At 73.5% G+C, this 13,966-nt stretch carries 14 protein-coding genes; 9 read left to right on the forward strand and 5 right to left on the reverse strand.

Annotated features, from left to right (window positions below):
* Positions 1–77 precede the first annotated feature (77 nt).
* Together ABEA81_RS26380 and ABEA81_RS26385 are read right to left on the reverse strand one after the other, a co-directional pair.
* Positions 78–1,055 (reverse strand): DUF4097 family beta strand repeat-containing protein, encoded by a 978-nt coding sequence (locus ABEA81_RS26380; RefSeq protein WP_345608150.1) that lies wholly within the window; start codon positions 1,053–1,055, stop codon positions 78–80.
* Positions 1,056–1,060: 5 nt separating this feature from the next.
* Entirely contained in the window at positions 1,061–1,582 is a 522-nt protein-coding gene (locus ABEA81_RS26385; protein WP_345608152.1) for a toxin-antitoxin system HicB family antitoxin, read from the reverse strand.
* A gap of 97 nt (positions 1,583–1,679) precedes the next feature.
* Here ABEA81_RS26385 and thyX point away from each other — a divergent pair, with 97 nt between their 5' ends.
* The 8 genes from thyX (at position 1,680) to ABEA81_RS26425 (ending at position 10,600) form a co-directional block, all read left to right on the forward strand.
* Complete coding sequence (gene thyX / locus ABEA81_RS26390; protein WP_345608154.1) at positions 1,680–2,432, forward strand: FAD-dependent thymidylate synthase; 753 nt, start codon at positions 1,680–1,682, stop codon at positions 2,430–2,432.
* Positions 2,433–2,569: 137 nt separating this feature from the next.
* A complete protein-coding gene (locus ABEA81_RS26395; RefSeq protein ID WP_345608156.1) occupies positions 2,570–4,027 on the forward strand; it encodes an MFS transporter in 1,458 nt (485 codons plus the stop codon).
* Positions 4,028–4,156: 129 nt separating this feature from the next.
* Entirely contained in the window at positions 4,157–4,780 is a 624-nt protein-coding gene (locus ABEA81_RS26400; RefSeq protein WP_345608158.1) for a TIGR03085 family metal-binding protein, read from the forward strand.
* 36 nt (positions 4,781–4,816) lie between these two features.
* Positions 4,817–5,803: a 4-hydroxy-tetrahydrodipicolinate synthase gene (gene dapA / locus ABEA81_RS26405; RefSeq protein ID WP_345608160.1), complete on the forward strand. Its 987-nt coding sequence runs from the start codon at positions 4,817–4,819 to the stop codon at positions 5,801–5,803.
* 172 nt (positions 5,804–5,975) lie between these two features.
* Complete coding sequence (locus ABEA81_RS26410; RefSeq protein ID WP_345608253.1) at positions 5,976–7,649, forward strand: ribonuclease J; 1,674 nt, start codon at positions 5,976–5,978, stop codon at positions 7,647–7,649.
* A complete protein-coding gene (locus ABEA81_RS26415; RefSeq protein ID WP_345608162.1) occupies positions 7,646–8,788 on the forward strand; it encodes a type III PLP-dependent enzyme in 1,143 nt (380 codons plus the stop codon). Before ABEA81_RS26410 ends, ABEA81_RS26415 begins: the two co-directional genes overlap by 4 nt.
* A complete protein-coding gene (locus ABEA81_RS26420; RefSeq protein ID WP_345608164.1) occupies positions 8,788–9,642 on the forward strand; it encodes a spermidine synthase in 855 nt (284 codons plus the stop codon). Before ABEA81_RS26415 ends, ABEA81_RS26420 begins: the two co-directional genes overlap by 1 nt.
* A 103-nt stretch (positions 9,643–9,745) precedes the next feature.
* Positions 9,746–10,600, forward strand: coding sequence for a methyltransferase domain-containing protein (locus tag ABEA81_RS26425; RefSeq protein ID WP_345608166.1), 855 nt, complete (start codon positions 9,746–9,748; stop codon positions 10,598–10,600).
* 10 nt (positions 10,601–10,610) lie between these two features.
* Here the strand turns inward: ABEA81_RS26425 and speD are convergent, their stop codons facing one another.
* Positions 10,611–10,988 (reverse strand): adenosylmethionine decarboxylase, encoded by a 378-nt coding sequence (speD, locus tag ABEA81_RS26430; protein ID WP_345608168.1) that lies wholly within the window; start codon positions 10,986–10,988, stop codon positions 10,611–10,613.
* Between the two features lie 22 nt (positions 10,989–11,010).
* Complete coding sequence (locus ABEA81_RS26435) at positions 11,011–11,466, reverse strand: nuclear transport factor 2 family protein (protein WP_345608170.1); 456 nt, start codon at positions 11,464–11,466, stop codon at positions 11,011–11,013.
* Positions 11,467–11,603: 137 nt separating this feature from the next.
* Here ABEA81_RS26435 and sigJ point away from each other — a divergent pair, with 137 nt between their 5' ends.
* Positions 11,604–12,443 (forward strand): RNA polymerase sigma factor SigJ, encoded by an 840-nt coding sequence (sigJ, locus tag ABEA81_RS26440; protein ID WP_345608255.1) that lies wholly within the window; start codon positions 11,604–11,606, stop codon positions 12,441–12,443.
* Positions 12,444–12,445: 2 nt separating this feature from the next.
* Here the strand turns inward: sigJ and ABEA81_RS26445 are convergent, their stop codons facing one another.
* Positions 12,446–13,954 carry an APC family permease gene (locus ABEA81_RS26445; protein ID WP_345608172.1) on the reverse strand — a complete coding sequence of 503 codons (1,509 nt, stop codon included), beginning with the start codon at positions 13,952–13,954 and terminating at the stop codon, positions 12,446–12,448.
* Positions 13,955–13,966 lie beyond the last annotated feature (12 nt).

The following is a 13,966-nucleotide window of genomic DNA, read 5'->3' on the forward strand; positions in this document are numbered from 1 at the left end:
GCCGGCCCATCCGGCCCCCGGGCCCCCACACCCGGGCTCCCCCCACGCCCGCCGGCCGTGCGGTCACGTGTGCCGGGTCAGGCGGGTACCGCCGCGCGGGCCACGAGGACGTCGCCGCTGCCGGTGCGCCCGCGCACCTGCAGTGCGGGCGGCGTCTGCGGTGCCTGGCCGGCCACGTCCAGCTCGCTGCGCGCCTTGCCGGAGCCGGACACGAGGTCCAGCTCGGCGCCCACCCCGGGGTGCACGCCGATGCGGACCGCACCGGAGCCGGTGGTGATCTGCAGGTCGCCGCGGCGCCCATCGGAGACGGTGACGTCCCCGGAGCCCGTGCGCACCCGGACGTCGCCGTTCACCTCGCCGAGGACGACGTCGCCGCTGCCGGTCTTGATCTCGGTGGGGCCGCCGGTGGCGGCCACCCGGATCGCGCCCGACCCGGTGCGCAGCCGGGCCCGCCCGGTGACGGGCCCGAGGTCGATGGCGCCCGAGCCGGTGGTGACGTCGGCGTCGCCGTCGACGCCGTCGAGCGTGGCGCTGCCGGAGCCCGCGCGCACGCCTGCCCAGCCCGCCCGGCCGCTGGCCCGCACGTCGCCCGCGCCGACCCGCGCCGCCAGCCGCGAGCGCGTCGGCGCCCACACGGTGATCGCGAGCGGCACCGCCCGCAGCGGGAGCTCCTGCGACGAGCGCACCACGAGCCGCCGCCCGCTCTCCGACCAGCTGATCTCGGCCGCCGAGACGGCGTCGACCGCGAGCTGCTCGGCGTCGCCGAACCCGCCGCCGGTGGCGTTGCCCAGCCAGTTGATCAGGCTGGAGATCCCCTGGGTCAACGTGTTGTTGGCCGCCGGGTCGTGGCGTACCTCCACGCGCAGCTCGCCACCGCCCTCGGGGAGGTCCTCGAGGTGCACGCGGACCCGGCCGACGTCGGTGGCCAGCTCCAGCTCGGCCGGGCCGTCGACGCGCCAGCTCTGCTGGCGGACCAGGCCGGGCCCGGGGCCGGCACCGGCGAAGTCGTCCTGCTCGAAGCCGCCCTGCTCGAGGCCGTTCTCGGACTCGCTCACGCCACTCACCCCTCCACCCAGCCGCGCAGGCGCTTGCCCCCGCGATCGTGCTTCCAGTCGCCCTGGTGGCCCGGCTTGCGGTGGTGGCCCGCCAGGGCGCCCTGCACGGCCTGCGCGACCCAGGAGTTGAGCGACACGCCCTGCGCCGCCGCCGCCTGCTCGGCCTGGTTCTTGATCTGCTCGACGAGCCGCAGCGTGATGCGGCTGATGTCCCCGGTGTCGGCGCCCCTGAAGTCGCCGAACCCCGTGAAGGGCGGCCCGGGCTCTGGTTCGGGTTCGGCGCCCTCGTCGCGGCTCACCGCGATGCGGACGTCGCGGCCGTCGAGGCGCACCTCGACCACGCGGTCCCCGAGTGCGGCGGTGACCTCCGCCGCGAGGTCGGAGAGCGCATTCATGATCGCGAGCCGGGCCGCCGGCTCGATCGCGGCGCCGAGCAGCGCGCCGGTGCGCTGCGTCTGCTCGTCGCCGGCAGCAGACGCGGACGCGAGGTCCTCGCGAAGCTGCTGCACGTACTGGCTCAGGTCCATGACGCCACTATGGCGTCAAGTATGACGTCAGTCAAGAAAAAGATGACGCCATGTGGCGTCACGGGGGTGTGGCGGGTCCCGTGGTTACGCTCGCGGCATGCCGCAGTCCGTGCCGGTGACGGTCCAGCTGGTCGCCAAGACCGAGTTCGTCGCGCCCGAGGGCGTGCCGTGGACCACCGACGCCGATGGCGGCCAGGCCCTTGCCGAGTTCGCCGGGCGAGCCTGTTACCAGTCGTGGTCGAAGCCCAACCCGGCCACCGCCACCAACGCCGGCTACCTGCGCCACATCCTGGAGGTCGGCCACCTGTCGGTGCTCGAGCACGGCACGGTGAGCTTCTACCTCACGGGCGTGTCGCGGTCGCTCACGCACGAGCTCATCCGCCACCGCCACTTCTCCTACAGCCAGCTCTCCCAGCGCTACGTTCCCGAGCGGGACGCCGCGATGGTGGAGCCCGACGTCATCGCCGACGACCCCGAGCTGCACCAGCTCTTCAGCGAGGCCGCGGCCGCGTCGGTCCGGGCGTACGAGGCGTTGCTGGAGGGCCTGCAGAAGCGGTTCGCCGACGTCCCCGACGCCACGCTGCGGCGCAAGCAGGCGCGGCAGGCGGCACGGGCGATCCTGCCCAACGCCACCGAGACCCGTATCGTCGTCACGGGCAACTACCGGGCGTGGCGCCACTTCATCGGCATGCGGGCCACCGAGCACGCCGACGTCGAGATCCGCGCCCTCGCCGTCGAGTGCCTGCGGCAGCTGCAGCGCGAGGTGCCCAACGTGTTCAACGACTTCGAGATCGGCACGCTCGAGGACGGCACGGAGATCGCGTCGAGCCCGTACGTCACCGAGGGGTAGGCCGGAGCCCTCGTCGTGATCGACCTGCCTGGACCAAGATCACGCTCGACGGCGGTGGCGCCAGGTGGGCGTGGGGGGGCCGGCGTTCATACGGAGCGGGTGAGGACGTCGGTGGGCGCCCGGCGGAGCATCGGGCCATGCCCAGTACCGCAGGTGCCGAACGCGCGGCCCGGGCGGCGGTGGTGCCGCTTGCGCTGGCGCAGTTCGTCGCCAGCTACGCGGCCTCCAACATGAACGTGGCGATCAGTTCGATCGCCACGGACCTCGACACCTCGGTCACCGGGATCCAGACCACGATCACACTGTTCACGCTGACGATGGCGGCGTTGATGATCCCGGGCAGCAAGCTGACCGACATCTGGGGCCGCAAGTTCTGCTTCCAGGTGGGGCTCGTCGTCTACGGAGCGGGCGCTCTGCTCGCCTCGCTCGCTCAGGGGTTGCCGCTCCTCATACTCGGCTACTCCCTGCTCGAGGGCGTGGGTTCGGCGCTGCTGATCCCGCCGATCTACATCCTCATCACCACCCTGTTCCACGACACCACCGCCCGCGCCCGGTACTTCGGCGTGGTGAGCGGCGCCGCCGGGATCGGCGCCGCAGCGGGGCCCCTGATCGGCGGGCTCGTCACCAGCCTCCTCAGCTGGCGGGCGTCGTTCCTCCTGCAGGTCCTGATCGTGGTCGCGATCATCTGGCTGGGTCGTGGCATCGCCGATCCACCGCTACCGGCGCAGCGGCCCGCGTTCGACTGGCCGGGCGCGGTGCTCTCGGCGCTCGGCCTGTTCTTCGTGGTCTTCGGGGTACTGCAGAGCGGGGAGTACGGGTGGGGCACGGCCACGAAGGACTACGCGATCGGCGGCACCGTGGTCATCCCTCAGGGCGGTCTCTCGCCCGTGTGGCTGTACCTGGGTCTCGGGGTGGTCGTCCTGGCCGTGTTCGTCGGCTACGCGTGGACGAGGGAGCGAAGCGGCCGCACACCGCTGGTGTCGGTCACGCTGTTCGCCAACCTCACCTCCAACCTGGGCCTGCTGACCCAGACCCTCCAGTGGCTGGTCCTGCAGGGGGCCTTCTTCGTGATCTCGGTGTTCCTCCAGCAGGTCCGGGGCTTCTCGGCGATCGAGACCGGGCTGGTGCTGGTGCCCGCCACGATCGGCCTGCTGCTGTCGTCAGCGGCCGCCCCGCGCATGGCCCGCCGGCACAGGGAGCGCAGGCTGATCCGGTTCGGCTTCTTCGTCACCACGCTCGGCCTCGGGCTGCTGCTCCTGCTCGGCGGGACGAGGCCGAGCGTCTGGAGCTACATCCCGGGCCTGTTCCTCACGGGCATCGGGGTCGGGATCATGCTCACGGCGTCGGTCAACCTCGTGCAGTCGGTGTGGCCGGAGCGCGTCCAGGGCGACATCTCCGGCGTGTCGCGGAGCGTCTCCAACCTGGGCTCGTCGCTCGGCGTGGCGATCGCCGGCTCCCTGGTCGCAGGGGCCGTCCCCGGCGGCGGGCAGTACTTCGCCGCCATCGTGATCGTCGGCGGCTTCGCGATCATCGGCTGGTTCGCGGCGCTGCTCCTCCCCTGGAAGGAGCAGCGGACGGCTCCCCAGCAAGTCTGAGCGCGGGTCCACGTCGCAGGGCGCGAGCGAGCGTGAGGCGGAGGAGCGCGATCCCATGCTCGTGCGTAGCAGATCGAGTCCAGAGTGATACCCCTGGAGCATCGTCGATTCCCGAGTACAGTTCGGATCATGAGCCTTGCGAGCCGGGAACGCGCCGCGCTCGGCGACGAGCTGCTGCGGGTGGGTCCGGACCGCCCGACGCTCTGCGAAGGGTGGACCACCCGGGACCTGCTCGCCCACCTGCTCGTCCGCGAGCGGCAGCCCCACGCGGCCGCGGGGATCCTGGTCCCCGCGCTGGCGGCGGTCACCGAGCGGGCGATGGACGGCTACCGCGAGATGCCGTGGGACGAGGCCGTCGCGCTCTTCCGCGGCGGCCCGCAGTCCTGGTCACCGATGCGGTTGGAGCGCGTGAACGCGGCGGCAAACGGCACCGAGTTCTTCGTCCACCACGAGGACGTCCGGCGCGGCGAGCCGGGCTGGGAGCCCCGCGAGCCCGACGAGGAGCGCGACGGTCAGCTCTGGGCGGGTGCTCGCCGGATGGGCATGTTGCTGCGCCGCAGCCCGGTGGGCGTGGTGCTCGCCCGCCCGTCGGGGGAGCGGCACGTGGTGAGGACCGGGCCCGGCGTCGTCACCGTGCTCGGCGAGCCGGGAGAGCTCGTGCTGTTCGCGTTCGGCCGCGACGCCGCGCGGGTGGAGCTGCAGGGCGAGCCGGGTGACATCGAGGCGCTCAGGGCCGCTCCCCGCGGTGTGTAGCGAATCGCCCGGGGCACGCCGGGGTACCGTCTTCGCATGAGCCCCACCGCCCTGCCCGGCCGTCCGTTCGGCCGCGTGCTGACCGCCATGGTCACGCCCTTCGACGCCGAGGGGCGACTGGACCTCGCCAAGGCCGAGGAGCTGGCCAGCCACCTCGTCGAGCTGGGCAACGACGGGCTGGTGGTCAACGGCACCACCGGCGAGGGGCCCACCACCAGCGACGAGGAGAAGGCGGAGCTGGTGCGGGCGGTGGTGAACGCCGTCGGCGACCGGGCCACCGTGGTGGCCGGGGCCGGCACGTACGACACCGCCCACAGCATCCACCTCGCCCGGGGCGCGGAGAAGGCCGGTGCGCACGGGTTGCTGCTGGTCACGCCGTACTACTCGCGGCCGCCGCAGTCCGGCCTCGTGCTGCACTTCACGGCCGTCGCGGACGCCACGAACCTGCCGGTGATGCTCTACGACATCCCGCCGCGCAGCGTGATCCCGATCGACGTGGACACGCTGCAGCGCCTCTCCGAGCACCCGCGGATCGTGGCGGTCAAGGACGCGCGCAACGACCTGCGCGTCGGCACCGAGGTGCTCGCCACCACCACTCTCGCCTACTACTCGGGCGACGACCCGGTCAACCTGCCGTGGCTCTCGGTCGGGGCCGTCGGGTTCGTCAGCGTGATCGGGCACGTGGTGGCCAACCGGCTGCGCGAGCTGCTCGAGGCGTTCGAGGCCGGCGACGTCGACCGCGCCCGCAACCTGCACTACGCCACGATCCCGGTGATCCGCGCGATGGGGCGGGTCGGCGGCGTGCTCTTCGCGAAGACGGCGATGCGCCTGCGCGGTATCGACGTCGGCAACCCGCGGCTGCCGCTGCCGCCGGTCACGGAGGAGCAGGAGATGGCGGTCGCGGGCGACCTGCAGGCCGCCGGCATCGCGCTCGCCGACAGCCACGGCGTCCCCGACCACGGCCAGGGTGCGCTCGGCGCCCGGGCCGCCGCCGACCTCGGTGCCGAGGTGGCCTACCACTGAGCATCCACCGCGTCTACGACACGCACCGCGTCTACGAAACCTGCGAGGAACGAGTTTGAGCCATCCCCCCGCGCGGTCCGACCGCTCCCGGTCCGACCGTCGTTCCCGCCCGCCCCGGCGCGACCGCGGCCGCCCGCCCGCGGCCGCCCCCGAGGAGGTCAACCGGGCGGAGCTGCCGTCGAACCCGCCGCCGCCGCTCCCGGAGGGCGGGCTGCGCGTGGTGGCGCTGGGCGGCATCGGTGAGATCGGCCGCAACATGACCGTGTTCGAGCACGACGGGCGGCTGCTCGTCGTGGACTGCGGCGTGTTGTTCCCCTCCGAGGACTCGCCCGGCGTCGACCTGATCCTGCCGGACTTCCGCGCCATCGAGGACCGGCTCGACGACATCGACGCGCTGGTGCTCACCCACGGCCACGAGGACCACATCGGGGCCGTGCCGTTCCTGCTGCGGCAGCGCCCGGACCTGACGATCGTCGGCTCCCGGTTCACGCTCGCCCTCGTGGCGGCCAAGTGCAAGGAGCACCGGCTCACCCCGCACCTGCTCGAGGTGAAGGAGGGGGAGCGGCTGCACCACGGCACGTTCGACTGCGAGTACTTCGCCGTCAACCACTCGATCCCGGACGCGCTCGCCGTCGCGATCCGCACGCCGGCCGGGCTGGTGCTGCACACCGGCGACATCAAGCTCGACCAGCTCCCGCTCGACGGCCGCCTCACCGACCTGGCCGGCTTCTCCCGCCTCGGTGACGAGGGCGTGGACCTGTTCCTCGTCGACTCCACCAACGCCGACGTCCCGGGGTTCGTGATCTCCGAGCGGGAGATCGGCCCGGTGCTGGACGGGGTCTTCCACCGCGCCGACGCCCGGATCATCGTGGCCTGCTTCGCGAGCCACGTGCACCGCGTGCAGCAGGTGCTCGACGCCGCCGTGGCGCACGGGCGCCGGGTGTGCTTCGTGGGCCGCTCGATGGAGCGCAACATGGGCCTGGCCACCGAGCTGGGCCTGCTGCACGTGCCGGACGGGCTGCTCGTGGAGATCGACGAGGCGATGCAGCTGCCCGACGAGCAGCTCGTGATCGTCTCCACCGGGTCGCAGGGCGAGCCGCTGTCGGCGCTCGCCCGGATGGCCCGCGGGGACCACCGCTCGGTGCGGATCCGCTCGGAGGACACGATCATCCTGGCCAGCTCGCTGATCCCGGGCAACGAGACGGCGGTGTTCGCCGTGATCAACGGCCTCACCCGCCTCGGGGCCACGGTGGTGCACCAGGGCACCGCGAAGGTGCACGTGTCGGGGCACTCCCCGGCCGGTGAGCTGCTGTTCCTCTACAACGCGGTGCGGCCGAGCAACGTCATGCCGGTGCACGGCGAGTGGCGGCACCTGCGCGCGTGCGGCCGGCTGGCCGTGCAGACCGGGGTCCAGGAGGACGCGGTGGTGCTCGCCGAGGACGGCGTCGTCGTCGACCTGGTGGACGGGCGGGCGTCGATCACGGGGCGGGTCGAGGTGGGCCGGGTGTACGTCGACGGGCTCGAGGTCGGCGACATCGGCGAGAGCACGCTCGCCGACCGGCTGGTGCTGGGCGAGGGCGGCTTCATCTCGATCTCGGTGGTGATCGACTCGAACACCGGCCGGGCGGTGTCGGTGCCCAAGCTGTCGGGGCGCGGGTTCTCCGACGACCCGAAGGCCCTCGACGCCGTGCTGCCGCTGGTGGAGGACGAGCTCTCGCGCACCGAGTCCGAGGGCATCACCGACACCCACCGCATCGCGCAGTCCGTGCGCCGGGTGGTGGGCAAGTGGGTGGGGGAGACCTACCGCCGCCGTCCCATGATCGTGCCGACGGTGATCGCGGTGTGACCGCGGCCGCGGTCCGCGTGCGGCATCCGGTCGGGCCGAGCCCGGCGACCGAGCGGTTCCTCGCGTCCGCCGACCTGCCGACGCCCTACCTCGTGCTCGACCCGCAGGTGGTCGCCGACCGGTACGGACAGCTGCGCGCGGCCCTGCCTGCCGCCGAGGTCCACTACGCCGTCAAGGCCTGCCCGCACCCCGAGGTGCTGCGCACGCTCGTGGCGCTCGGCTGCGGGTTCGACGTGGCGAGCCCCGGGGAGGTGGAGCTCGTGATCGCGGCGGGGGCCGACCCCGACCGGATCTGCTACGGAAACCCGGTCCGCGGGCCGGGTGACGTCGCCGCGGCCCACGCCGCGGGGGTGCGCCGGTTCGTCACCGACAGCGCCGAGGACGTCCGGCTCCTCGCGGCGCGGGCGCCCGGGGCGCGGGTCCTGGTGCGGCTGCTCGTGTCCGACGCCGGGTCCGCCACCCCGTTCGCCGCCAAGTTCGGGGTGCTGCGGGACGAGGCCGTCCGGCTGGTCGGCGCCGTCGCGGACGCCGGGCTGGTCCCGGAGGGCATCGCCTTCCACAGCGGTTCGCAGCAGGTGCGGCCGGAGGCCTTCGCCGATGGCCTCGCCGCGGCCCGGGACGTCGCGGAGGACGCGGGGCTGCCCCGCCCGGTGCTCGACGTCGGCGGCGGCTTCCCGGTCGCCTACCGCGATCCCGTCCCGGACCTCGCCGCCTACGCCGCCGCGATCCGCGCCGCCGCCGCGGGTGCCGACCTGATGCTGGAGCCGGGACGGGCGCTCGTCGCCGAGGCCGGCCTGATCCGGTCGACCGTGCTGCGGGCGTCGCGCCGGCCGGGCGTCGACCACCGGCGCTGGGTCTTCCTCGACGTCGGCCGGTACTCGGGGCTGGCGGAGACGGAGAACGAGGCGATCGCGTACCGGTTGCGCGTACCCGGCCGGACGGGTCCGGACGAGCCGGTGGTGCTGGCCGGACCGACCTGCGACGGCGACGACGTGCTGTACCGCCGCACCCCGTGCCCGCTGCCGCTGTCCCTCGAGGCGGGGGACGCGGTGGACCTGCTCGCCGCCGGCGCGTACACCGCCTCCTACGCGTCGGTCGGGTTCAACGGGATCGCGCCGCTCCCGGTGCACGTCGTCTGATGTCCGGTCGTGAAGTGGTCGAGGTGCTCGGCGCCGGGCTCACCCGGCACTGGCGGCTGCACGGCGTGCGGCACGAGGCGCGCACCCCGTTCCAGCACGTGCTCATCGCCGAGACGGCCCACGGCACCACCCTCTTCTGCGACGACGAGCGGCAGAGCGCCGAGTCGACGCAGCTCGTGTACCACGAGGCGTTGTTCCTGCCGGCCGCGCTGCTCGCCGCGCACCGCGAGCGCGTGCTGGTGATCGGGTCCAGCGAGGGTGTCGTCTCGCAGCTGGCGGTGGCGGCGGGGGCGCAGGTCGTCGACCACGTCGATATCGACCCGGACTGCGTCCGCGCGTGCGCGGAGCACCTGCCCTACGGATACTCACCGGACGAGCTGGCCGCCGCCGAGCGGCACGACGGTCCGGTGCGGGTGCACTACGGCGACGGGCTGGCGTTCGTCGCGGAGACGGCGGGCCGCTACGACGTCGTGGTGGTCGACCTGCCCGACGAGCGCCCCGACGACCCCGAGGCCCAGCTCAACCGGCTCTACAGCGCGGCGTTCCTGAGCCGCTGCGCGCAGCTGCTCACCGAGGGCGGGGTGGTCGTGTCCCAGGCGGGCAGCCCGGCCCTATGGCGCAACGCGACGCTCCGTGCGGCGCTCGACCGGTTCCGCGAGGTGTTCGCCCAGGTCGTGCCGTACGTCAGCGACGAGCACGAGTGGGCGTTCCTGACCGGGCGCCGGGCCGCCGGGCCGGACCCGGCGGGCGAGATGGTGCGGCGGCTGGACGCGCTCGGCCTCCGGCCCGCCACGCTCGACGCCGAGGCCCTGCGCGCCCGCTCGGTGCTCCCCTTCGACCTGCGCCACGACTGAGTGCTGCCGGCGTCCGACACCGGCTCGCGCCTCGGATCGGCGGTAGCGTCACGGTGGCCCCCGCGGGTGCCCGACCGCCGCGGGGTCCTGGGTAGCAGGGGGCGTGGGGGAGCCCATCGGTCCGCCGGACACGGAAACGCGTTGGGACGCGAACGCGGTCTACACGCTGGGCAGCAGCGAGGCGGAGCGGGTCCGGCTGCTGCGGCAGGCCGACGAGCTGGCGCCCGCCAGCCAGATGCTGCTCGACCGGGCCGGCCTGCGGCCGGGGCACGTTGCGGTCGACCTGGGCTGCGGGCCGCGGGGCGTGCTGGAGCTGCTGGCCGCCCGGGTGTCGCCGGGCGGCCGGGTGGTCGGCATCGATGCCGACCCGGCACATGTCGCGATGGCGGCGGGGTTCGCCGCCGAACGCGGGCTGGACGGCGTCGAGGTGATGGCTGCGGACGCCCGGTGCACGGGGCTGCCGTCCGGCTCGTTCGACCTGGTGCACACCCGTACCCTGCTGGTCAACGTGCCCGAGCCGGTGCGGGTGGTCGCCGAGATGGTGCGGCTGGCCCGGCCCGGCGGCCTGGTCGCGTCCCTGGAGCCCGACTGCGAGTACGAGCTCTGCCACCCGCCCCATCCGGCGATCAGCCGGATGCGGGAGATCTTCCCGGTGGTCTTCGCCCGCAACGGCGCCGATCCGCAGATCGGCCGCCGGGCGCCGGAGTTGTTCCGCCGGGCCGGACTCGCCGACGTGGAGGTGGAGGCCACGGTACGGGTGTTCCCGAAGGGCCATTCCCGGCGCACGATCCTGCTGGACCTGGTGCGGAGCATGCGCCCGCAGGTGCTGGAGCTCGGGCTGGCCGGCGGGGCGGAGTTCGATGAGCTGGACGCCGCGGCCCGGGCGCACCTGGACGACCCGCACACGGTGGTGATGTCCCACCCGTTCTTCCTGACCTGGGGCCGCAAGCCGGCCTGAGTGGTGATGGTCAGCGATCCCCCGCGGGGGCCCCGCGGTCGACCCTGGTCACCTCCACCCGGCACGGCCCGAGCTTCGCCGCGAACCGCTCGACCACGGGCTCGGGCGACACCGGTCCGCAGGTGAAGGCGTCGATCAGCATGGTCCGCCGCTCCGGCCACGTGTGCAGGGAGGCGTGCGACTCCGCGAGCACCACCATGACGCTCGTGCCGTGCGGGGTGAACTCCTCGACCAGCGTGCGCCGGACCGTCGTGCCCGCCTCGCGGAGTGCGCCGAGGAACGCGTCGACGAGGAAGGCCGGGTCGAAGCACGCGGGGTCCGCCACGTCGGTGACGTCGGCGAGGACGTGCACGCCGAGCCGCGAGGCGGCGCTCGCCTGTGGGATCACCCCGACAGTGTCCCCCGCGGGATCAGACCGGCGTGCCCGTGGAGGGTGGTGCCGAGCCCGCCAGCGGGCTGCTGTCCTCGTACCTGACCTCGTAGACGCGCTCGGCGAACCTCCACCCGTCGGCGGTGCGCCGGTAGCGGTCGTGGTAAACGGCGAAGTTCAGCCCCTGGCGGCCATCCCGGGTGCGCCCGATCTCCTGGATGTAGGCGCGACCGGTCGCCGTGTCGCCGTCGAGCCGGACGGTGCCGGGGTGGGTCGTCTGCACGAAGAACTCGTGCTGGGCCTGCAGTCGCTCGCCCCCGGCGCGGATCTCCTCCCGGCCGATCTGCTCTACGGGGATGTTGGGCATCCGCAGCACGCCGTCCTCGGTGAACAGTGACGCGAGGCGGGCGCGATCGCGCATCATGACGGCGTCGGTGAACTCGGCGCGCAGCGCCTCGATCTCGACGCGGTCGGCGATGGAACGGAAGTCGGTCATGTGCGGTACGACGATCGGGCCCGCCGGAACGTGAGGTGGCACGTGACCTCACACAGCGGGTCCCCGCGTCGTCGGACCGGTGTGGGGACACGAGAGGGGAGCCGGACATCGTGACCGACCCGGGCCTGAGCGCCGTCATGAGCGAGCGCCGCCAGCTGATCAACCTCGCGTACCGGCTGCTGGGGTCGCTGTCGGACGCCGAGGACGTCGTGCAGGAGACCTACGCCCGCTGGTACGCGATGTCCGGGCAGCAACGGGACGCGATCGGGTCCCCGGGCGCATGGCTGACGACGGTGGCCGGTCGGATCTGCCTCGACCTGCTGCGTTCGGCGCGGGTGCGGCGGGAGCGCTACGTGGGTGAGTGGGTCCCCGAGCCCCTGCCCGACGGCGGGGACGACCCGGCGGACCGGGTCACGCTGGACGAGTCGGTGAGCATGGCGTTCCTCGTGGTGCTGGAGTCGATGACGCCTGCCGAGCGCGTGGCGTTCGTCCTGCACGACGTGTTCCGCTACCCGTTCGGTGACGTGGCGGAGATCGTGGGCCGCACGCCCGCGGCGTGCCGGCAGCTGGCGTCCTCGGCCCGCCGCCGCATCAGGGCGGCACCGGCGCCGGCCGGCCCGGCGGCTCAGCAGGCCGCGCTCGTGAGGGAGTTCAAGCAGGCGTGGGAGGCGAGGGACGTCCAGGCCCTCATCGGCCTGCTCGACCCGGACGCCGTCGCGGTCGCCGACGGCGGCGGCCTCGCCAGCGCCGCCCTCCACCCGACCGAGGGCGGCGAGCGCGTCGCGCGCGCCTGCATCGACATCGCCGGCCGGCTGCCCGGCGTGACGCTCCTGGAGCGCACCGTCAACGGCCAGCCCGGCCTGGTCGCCCAGCGGGACGGCATCACGATCACGGTGTACGCGTTCGCCGTCGCGGCCGGGAGGATCACCCGCATCTGGGCGGTCCGCAATCCCGAGAAGCTGCGTCCCTGGACGTGACGCTAGGTGCGGTCCGGCGTGCCGGGGCGCAACGTCTCGCCGCGGAAGAACGCGGGAGCGATCCGGCTGTACACCAGCATCAGCACCGCGCCCAGCACGATGGCCCCGATGCCGATCACGAAGACCCCGCCGATCCCGAAGACGGTGGTGGCGCCGGCGTCCGGGGACGCGTAGTCGATGCTCGACAGGGCGAACGCCACCAGCAGCATCACCCCGCCGAGGCCCGGGAGCACCCCCTTGGTCCACAGCCCGCGCCCCGAGAGCTCCCTGCGGTGGAACCACACGCAGGCGAAGCCGGTGAGGCCGTAGTAGAAGGCGATCAGCAGGCCGGTGGCGGAGATCGAGTCGGCCAGCACGTTCCCGCTGACCAGCGTGAGCCCGACGTAGAACACGATCGACGCGATGCCCATGCCCCAGGTGGCCCAGGTCGGCGTGAGGTACCGCGCGTGGATCTCGGCGAACCGCTTCGGGAGCGCCCGGTACGCGCCCATGGACAGCGCCGCCCGCGCCGTGGGCAGGATCGTGGTCTGGGTGGACGCCGCCGACGACGTCAGCACCGAGATGATCAGCAGGATCGCGAGGAAGTGCCCGAAGCCCGACTCGCCGAACACCGCGGAACCCATCGCGGCGAACACGTCGTCGGAGTTCTCCTCGTTGCCCAGGCCGATGCCCTCGGTGCCGGTGCCCGCGAAGGCCACCGCCGCCGCCGCGACGAGGACGTAGGTGACGAGCAGCAGCAGGGTCGACAGCACCGCGGCGCGTCCCGGCGTGCGGCCGGGCTCGTCGCTCTCCTCGTTGACGGCCACGGCGGTGTCCCAGCCCCAGTACAGGAACACCGCGATGAGCACGGCGTCGACGAGGTCGGAGGCCTCGAGCCCACCGGGCCACAGCCAGCCGGGGCTCGGCACCATCGAGCCCTCCGGAGCGTCGCCCGCGTAGACGCGCACGAGCGCGGTGACCGCGAACATGGCCAGCACCACGAGCTCGATGCCCAGCAGGGCGTACTGCAGCCGGGCCGAGATCTCGATGCCCCGGTGGCAGATGTAGGTCATGACCAGGATCCAGAGGACGCCGGCCACTGTGGTCCACAGCGTGCTCTCCGCGAGCGCGTCCGCCCCGACCAGCAGGAACGAGTACTGCCCCGCGACCTGCGCCAGGTTGGCCATGACGATCACGTCGGCCACGATGATGCCCCAGCCGCCCAACCAGCCCGCCCACGGGCCGAACGCGCGCGCGGCCCAGGTGAACGTCGTGCCGCAGTCCGGCTCGGCCCGGTTGAGCTCCCGGTAGGCGAGCGCGATCAGGTACATCGGCACGAACGCCAGCAGCAGGACGGCGGGCGCCTTCTCCCCGACCAGCAGTACGAGCGCGCCCAGGCTGGCGGCGAGGCTGTAGGCGGGCGCCGTGGACGCCAGGCCGATCACGACGCCGGACAGCAGCCCCAGCGCGCCGCCCTTGAGGCCCTTGTCGCCGGGGGCGGTGCCGCCCGGTCGGTTGATCACCTCGGTCATCCTGGCCTCCGG

The organism is Pseudonocardia adelaidensis (assembly GCF_039543345.1).
GTDB lineage: Bacteria > Actinomycetota > Actinomycetes > Mycobacteriales > Pseudonocardiaceae > Pseudonocardia > Pseudonocardia adelaidensis.

Coding starts and splice junctions, on each gene's coding strand:
- ABEA81_RS26395 (WP_345608156.1), top strand. CDS start 2,570: ATGCCCAGTACCGCAGGTGCCGAACGCGCGGCCCGGGCGGCGGTGGTG.
- ABEA81_RS26445 (WP_345608172.1), bottom strand. CDS start 13,954: ATGACCGAGGTGATCAACCGACCGGGCGGCACCGCCCCCGGCGACAAG.
- ABEA81_RS26400 (WP_345608158.1), top strand. CDS start 4,157: ATGAGCCTTGCGAGCCGGGAACGCGCCGCGCTCGGCGACGAGCTGCTG.
- ABEA81_RS26385 (WP_345608152.1), bottom strand. CDS start 1,582: ATGGACCTGAGCCAGTACGTGCAGCAGCTTCGCGAGGACCTCGCGTCC.
- dapA (WP_345608160.1), top strand. CDS start 4,817: ATGAGCCCCACCGCCCTGCCCGGCCGTCCGTTCGGCCGCGTGCTGACC.
- thyX (WP_345608154.1), top strand. CDS start 1,680: ATGCCGCAGTCCGTGCCGGTGACGGTCCAGCTGGTCGCCAAGACCGAG.
- sigJ (WP_345608255.1), top strand. CDS start 11,604: ATGAGCGAGCGCCGCCAGCTGATCAACCTCGCGTACCGGCTGCTGGGG.
- ABEA81_RS26435 (WP_345608170.1), bottom strand. CDS start 11,466: ATGACCGACTTCCGTTCCATCGCCGACCGCGTCGAGATCGAGGCGCTG.
- ABEA81_RS26420 (WP_345608164.1), top strand. CDS start 8,788: ATGTCCGGTCGTGAAGTGGTCGAGGTGCTCGGCGCCGGGCTCACCCGG.